Annotated in this window: 1 protein-coding gene; it reads left to right on the forward strand. The window is 57.8% G+C overall.

The window, feature by feature from the left end; all coding sequences use genetic code 11:
• Positions 1–552: tRNA 2-thiocytidine(32) synthetase TtcA (ttcA, locus tag ACR0EL_RS22685; protein ID WP_480502383.1), on the forward strand; the 552-nt coding region annotated here is incomplete at both ends.

Here is a 552-nt window from a genome sequence, read left to right on the forward strand (position 1 = left end):
CCAGACGCGCGAGGCCATTGAGCAGTACGGCATGGTGGACCGCACCGCCGAAGGTAAAACACCCCGCTGGTTGGTCTGCCTATCGGGCGGTAAGGACAGCTATACCCTTCTGGCGGTGCTCTACGAACTGAAATGGCGCGGTCTGCTGCCCGTGGATCTTCTGGCCTGCAATCTGGATCAGGGGCAACCGGGGTTCCCGGCAACAGTCCTGCCAGAATTCCTAGACCGTATGGGGGTGCCACATCGGATTGAGTATCAGGACACCTATTCCGTTGTGATGGACAAAGTTCCGCAGGGCCGCACCTATTGTGCGCTGTGTTCACGCCTGCGTCGGGGCAACCTCTATCGTATCGCGCGCGAGGAAGGTTGTTCCGCAGTTGTGCTTGGCCATCACCGCGATGACATCCTTGAAACCTTTTTCATGAACCTGTTCCATGGCGGTCGTCTTGCAACCATGCCACCAAAACTGGTGAATGAAGAAGGTGATCTGTTCGTCTATCGCCCGCTGGCCCATGTGGCCGAGGCGGATTGCGAGAAATTCGCCAAGGCGAT

It is taken from the genome of Ruegeria sp. AH12 (assembly GCF_056541465.1).